4 protein-coding genes are annotated in these 5805 nt (G+C 72.2%); 2 read left to right on the top strand and 2 right to left on the bottom strand.

Annotated features, from left to right (window positions below):
• Positions 1-605: hypothetical protein (locus ACTWQH_RS32405; RefSeq protein ID WP_443290395.1), on the top strand; the 605-nt coding region annotated here is incomplete at its 5' end.
• A gap of 15 nt (positions 606-620) precedes the next feature.
• Here ACTWQH_RS32405 and mfd read toward each other — a convergent pair.
• Together mfd and ACTWQH_RS32395 are read right to left on the bottom strand one after the other, a co-directional pair.
• Positions 621-4190: a transcription-repair coupling factor gene (gene mfd / locus ACTWQH_RS32400; RefSeq protein ID WP_443290394.1), complete on the bottom strand. Its 3570-nt coding sequence runs from the start codon at positions 4188-4190 to the stop codon at positions 621-623.
• A 210-nt stretch (positions 4191-4400) separates the two neighbouring features.
• Positions 4401-4883 carry an OsmC family protein gene (locus tag ACTWQH_RS32395; protein WP_443290393.1) on the bottom strand — a complete coding sequence of 161 codons (483 nt, stop codon included), beginning with the start codon at positions 4881-4883 and terminating at the stop codon, positions 4401-4403.
• 209 nt (positions 4884-5092) lie between these two features.
• Between ACTWQH_RS32395 and ACTWQH_RS32390 the strand changes: the two genes are divergently transcribed.
• Positions 5093-5767 carry an HNH endonuclease family protein gene (locus tag ACTWQH_RS32390; RefSeq protein ID WP_443290392.1) on the top strand — a complete coding sequence of 225 codons (675 nt, stop codon included), beginning with the start codon at positions 5093-5095 and terminating at the stop codon, positions 5765-5767.
• The last annotated feature ends 38 nt before the right edge of the window (positions 5768-5805 follow it).

Raw genomic sequence — 5805 nt, 5'->3', positions numbered from 1 at the left:
CCTCACAGCCCTGGCTCATCGGCGCGGGCGCCGGCGCCCTCACCCTCACCCTCGTCATCGCCTTCAGCACCTCCGGCGGCGACGACGAAGAGACCCCGCAGGCCGGCGGCGACTCCGCCGGGGTGTCAGGGGAGAACGGCGACGCCCGGCTGATCAACGACGAGGAGTTCACCGGCACCGACGGCGAGTGGTACTTCGCCTTCAACGGCGGCGATACGGTCCACTACACGAGCGGCCTGGCGATCATGGTGTCGCCGGCTGAGGCCCTCCCCAGTGGTACGGAGCCGTACGGCCTCGATCCCGGCGAAGTGGGCTACACCTTCACGGTCACCATCCAGAACCAGGGCGAGAAGAGCGTCGACGTCGGTTTCGACCCCTACCTCCGGGCCACGGACTCCGCCGTCACCGAGCCGGACGAGAACAGCGACGACGTGGTCCTCCCGATGACCGGCGACGGCTTTGTCACGAGCCTCGACGGCACCGTGAAGCCGGGCGAGTCCCTGACCGGCGCCTTCGCATGCCCCGTCCCCGCGGACGCCGCGTTTCTCGGCGTGGAGTACATCCCCTTCGACGAGGTCACACACTGGAACCTGGAGCTGCCCTGACCCTCTGAATCCCCGTCAGGCCCCCGGGATGGTCGTCAGGAACTCGCCGACCCACGCCAGCAGCTCCCGCCCCGTCAGCGGCCTGCCGCCGATCCGCGCCGTCGCCGGGCGCGGCACCAGCACCTGCCGCGTCTGGCGCTTGACCACCGACCCCGGGTAGACGCGGTTCAGCCGCAGCTCCTGCGACTCCCGCAGCTCCACGGGGCCGAAGCGGATGCGGCTGCCCTGGAGCGTGATGTCGGTGACCCCGCACGCGCGCGCCAGCATCCGCAGCCCCGCCACCAGCAGCAGGTTCTCCACCGGCTCCGGCGGCTGGCCGTACCGGTCGGCCAGTTCCTCGCGCACCGCGCGGATGTCCTCCTCGGTGCCGGCCGAGGCGATCGCGCGGTACGCCTGGAGCCGCAGCCGCTCGCCGGGGGCGTAGTCGTGCGGCACGTGGGCGTCGACCGGCAGCTCGATCTTGACCTCCAGCAGCGACTCCTCCGGCTCGGCTCCGGCGCCGCCCTCCAGCGCCGCCCGGTAGTCGGCGACGGCCTCGCCGACCATCCGCACGTACAGGTCGAAGCCGACGCCCGCGATGTGGCCCGACTGCTCGCCGCCGAGCAGGTTGCCCGCGCCGCGGATCTCCAGGTCCTTCATGGCCACGTACATCCCGGCGCCCATCTCGGTGTGCTGCGCGATGGTGGCCAGCCGCTCGTGCGCGGTCTCGGTCAGCGGGCGTTCGGGCGGGTAGAGGAAGTAGGCGTAGCCGCGCTCCCGGCCCCGGCCGACCCGTCCCCGCAGCTGGTGGAGCTGGGAGAGGCCGAAGGTGTCGCCGCGCTCGACGATCAGGGTGTTGGCGTTGGAGATGTCGATGCCGTTCTCCACGATGGTCGTGGAGACCAGCACGTCGAACTCCTTGTGCCAGAAGTCGACCACGACCCGCTCCAGCAGCGACTCGCTCATCTGCCCGTGGGCGGTGGCGATGCGCGCCTCGGGCACGATCTGGCGCAGCCGCGCCGCCGCCCGGTCGATGGTCTCGACTCGGTTGTGGATGTAGAAGACCTGGCCCTCGCGCAGCAGCTCGCGGCGGACCGCGGCGCCGATCTGCCTCTCCTCGTACGGCCCGACGAAGGTCAGCACCGGGTGGCGTTCCTCGGGCGGGGTGGTGATGGTCGACATCTCGCGGATGCCGGTGACCGCCATCTCCAGTGTCCGGGGGATCGGGGTCGCCGACATCGTCAGCACGTCGACGTTCGCCCGCAGCTTCTTCAGCTGCTCCTTGTGCTCGACGCCGAAGCGCTGCTCCTCGTCGACGATGACCAGGCCCAGGTCCTTGAAGCCGACCTCGGAGGAGAAGAGGCGGTGGGTGCCGATGACGATGTCCACGCTGCCGTCGGCCAGGCCCTCCGTCACCGCCCGCGCCTCGGTGTCGGTCTGGAAGCGGGACAGGGCGCGGACGTTGACGGGGAACTGGGCGTACCGCTCGGAGAAGGTCCCGAAGTGCTGCTGCACCAGCAGCGTGGTGGGGACGAGGACCGCGACCTGCTTGCCGTCCTGCACCGCCTTGAACGCCGCGCGCACCGCGATCTCGGTCTTGCCGTATCCGACGTCGCCGCAGATGAGGCGGTCCATCGGCACGGACTTCTCCATGTCCTGCTTGACCTCGCCGATGGTGGTGAGCTGGTCGGGCGTCTCGGCGTAGGGGAAGGCGTCCTCCAGCTCCCGCTGCCAGGGCGTGTCGGGTGAGAAGGTGTGTCCGGGGGCGGCCATGCGGGCGGAGTACAGCTTGATCAGGTCGGCGGCGATCTCCTTGACGGCCTTCTTCGCGCGCGCCTTGGTCTTGGTCCAGTCGGCGCCGCCGAGCCGGTGGAGGGAGGGCGCCTCGCCGCCCACGTACCGGGTGACGAGGTCGAGCTGGTCGGTCGGGACGAACAGCCGGTCGCCTGGCTGGCCGCGCTTGGCGGGGGCGTACTCGACGAGCAGGTACTCGCGGGTGGCGCCCTGCACCGTGCGCTGCACCATCTCGATGTAGCGGCCGACGCCGTGGTGCTCGTGGACGATGTAGTCGCCGGAGACGAGCGTGAGCGGGTCGAGGGTCTTACGCCGCCGCGCGGGCAGGCGCGCCGCCTCCCGGCCCGACGCCTTCTGCCCGGTGAGGTCGGTCTCCGTCAGCACGGCGAGCCTCAGGGCGGGGGCGAGGAAGCCGTGGTCGACGGCGCCGCACGCGACGTGGACGACGGAGGGGGCGATGGCGCCGGAGTCGGCGAGGGCGCCGTCGAGGCGGGCGGCGATGCCCTCGCCGCCGAGCACCTCGGCGGTGCGGGCCGCCGGGCCGTGCCCCTCCGTCAGGTACACCACCCGCCAGCCGTCGGCCAGCCAGCCCTTGGTGTCGGCCAGGGCCCGCGCGGTGTCGCCCCGGTAGCTCTCGGGGGCGCGCAGCCCCAGCCGCAGCGCGTCGGCGTCCTCCTCCGGGCCCTCGGCGGCGCCCGTCGTGGAGAACGGCGAGACGGACCACCACGGCATGCCCAGCTCGCGGGCGTGCTCGCGGATGTCGGCCAGGCTCCACAGCGAGGCGGCGCCGACGTCGATGGGTGCCTCGCCCGTGTCGGACATGGACGCGGCGGCCCAGGAGGCCTGGAGGAACTCCTGGCTGGTCGCGACCAGGTCGGCCGCCCTGGTCCGCACCCGCTCCGGGTCGCAGACCACGGCCATGGAGCGGGTGGGCATCACGTCCAGCAGCAGCTCCATGGCGTCCACCAGCACGGGGGCCAGGGACTCCATGCCCTCGACCGCGATGCCCTCGGCGATCTTGCCCAGCAGCTCGTCCAGCTCGGGGTGGGCGCGGGCCAGCTCGGCGGCGCGCGCCCGCACCTGAGGCGTCAGCAGCAGCTCGCGGCACGGCGGCGCCCACAGCCCGTGCTCCGCCACCTCGAGGCTGCGCTGGTCGGCCACCTTGAAGTACCGGATCTCCTCGACCTCGTCGCCCCAGAACTCCACCCGCAGCGGGTGCTCCTCGGTGGGCGGGAAGACGTCGAGGATGCCGCCGCGCACGGCGAACTCGCCGCGCTTCTCGACCAGCTCGACCCGGGTGTAGGCGGCGGCTGCCAGCGCCTCGGTCACCTGCTCCAGGTCGGCGCTCCCCCCGCCGCGCAGCGCCACGGGCTCCAGCTCGCCCAGCCCCCTGACCTGCGGCTGGAGCACGGAGCGGATGGGCGCGACGACGACCGACACCGGCCCGGCGCCGGACTCCGCGGGGCGGGGGTGTGCCAGGCGCCGCAGCACGGCCAGGCGGCGGCCGACGGTGTCGGCGCGGGGCGAGAGCCGCTCGTGCGGCAGCGTCTCCCAGGCCGGGTACTCCACGACCCCGTCCGGCGGCAGCAGCGAACGCAGCGCGGCGGCCAGGTCCTCGGCCTCGCGCCCGGTGGCGGTGACGGCCAGCACGGGGCGTTCGGCGGCGCGCGCGAGCGCGGCGACGGCGAAGGGGCGCGCGGCGGGCGGGCCGACGAGGTCGACGTGGTGCCGGTCGCCGCGCTCAGCGGCGCGGACCGCCTCGGTGAGGGCAGGGTCTTCGATGACGGCATCGAGCAGGCCATGCAGGCTCATGAGGGTTTCCGTCCAGGGGCAGCGGTGGCGGTGGCGGGCAACGCGAAGCACCCGGCACGCGCGGCGGGCCGGGGGTAATCCAGGGTACGCCCCGGCGCGGCCGCCCGTCCGGGCGCGTGGGTCACCGAGCGTGAAGGTTGAGCCCGGTCCACGCAGCGGAGGCGGGTGGGACGCCCCGTCCAGGGCCGGGCCGCGTGCCGGTGCCCCGGGTCAGGCCCCCGCCACGCGGATCACCGGCTCGTGGCGCACCGGGAAGTTGACCGAGTTCGCGATGAAGCAGATGGCGTGCGCGCGCTCGTGCAGCGCGGTGGCCTCCGCGACCATGCCCTCCTCGGCGACGGTGACGACCGGCCTGAGCACCACCTCGGTGAAACGCCCGCCGCCGCCTCGCTCCTCACGCATCGTGCCGCTCGCGACGTCCTCGTACGCGGTGACGACGACCTTCTTCAGCGAGCACACCGCGAGGTAGCTGAGCATGTGGCACTGCGAGAGCGAGGCCACCAGCATCTCCTCCGGGTTCCACCGCTCGGCGTCCCCGAGGAAGGTGGGGTCGGCGCTGGCGGCGATCATCGTCGGCTTCCCGGCGGCGGTGATGTCGGTGTCGCGGGAGTACGCCTTATATCCGGAGGTCCCGGGCCCGGTGTTTCCGGTCCAGCGGACCGTGACCTCGTAGCCGTGCTCTCTGTCCGCCATCGCTGTGCTCCCTCGCCGTCGGATATGTGGCCCGATCTCTGAGGCTACGCGAGCGGAACTCACCCCCCGACGGGTTGACTATGACGTGTCCATGTCGCCAATCTGTAATCTCCCGCATGCTCCGCAGAAACGTCTCGCCATCACCATGAGACCGGCATGCCCACGTGGCCCTAGCGAGCCGAAACAACCCCCACACCAAGGGAGTTCGCGTGATCCAAGCAGGCACCCTGTCCGGCTGGCGTGAGTTCTACGCGCGTCGCAAGCGGCTGGCTCTGACCGGTCTCCTCGCCGGTCTTATATCCCTGTCCGCGCTCGTCATAGCCCCCTCCCCCGCCAGCGCGGCATTGCCCGAACCCGTGGACGCCGCCACCGCCCGGTCCTACCTGGCCGCGCTCCCTGTCGCGACGGAGGACCGCACCGGCTACGACCGCGACCTCTTCCCGCACTGGAGCAGCCAGAGCGATGGCTGCGACACCCGCGACGTCGTGCTGCAGCGCGACGGCTCCGACATCTCCGTCGGCGACGACTGCTATATCACTGGCAGTTGGTACTCCGTATACGACGGCGCGACCTGGTACGAGTCGGGCGACGTCGACATCGACCACCTCGTCCCGCTCGCCGAGGCCTGGGACTCCGGCGCGGGCGCCTGGACCACCGACGAACGCGAGGCGTTCGCCAACGACCTGACGAATCCTCAGCTCATCGCGGTCACGGACAACGTGAACCAGGAGAAGAGCGACCAGGACCCGGCCGAGTGGATGCCGCCGATCAGCGACTACCACTGCACCTACGCCCGCGCCTGGGTGCAGGTGAAGTACGCCTACGGCCTGTCGGTCGACGACGCCGAGTACGCCGCCCTCTCCAGCATCCTCGGCGGCTGCTGAGCCCGTCCCCACCCCCCTCCCGTGTCTGGCCCCCCTCC

Origin of the sequence: Streptomyces sp. 6N223, from assembly GCF_052246635.1 — a bacterium.
Classification (GTDB): domain Bacteria; phylum Actinomycetota; class Actinomycetes; order Streptomycetales; family Streptomycetaceae; genus Streptomyces.
This window is presented reverse-complemented; position numbering and strand designations above follow the sequence as displayed.

Excerpts from the sequence above, each read along its gene's own strand:
- mfd (WP_443290394.1), bottom strand. The coding sequence starts at position 4,190 with ATGAGCCTGCATGGCCTGCTCGATGCCGTCATCGAAGACCCTGCCCTC.
- ACTWQH_RS32395 (WP_443290393.1), bottom strand. The coding sequence starts at position 4,883 with ATGGCGGACAGAGAGCACGGCTACGAGGTCACGGTCCGCTGGACCGGA.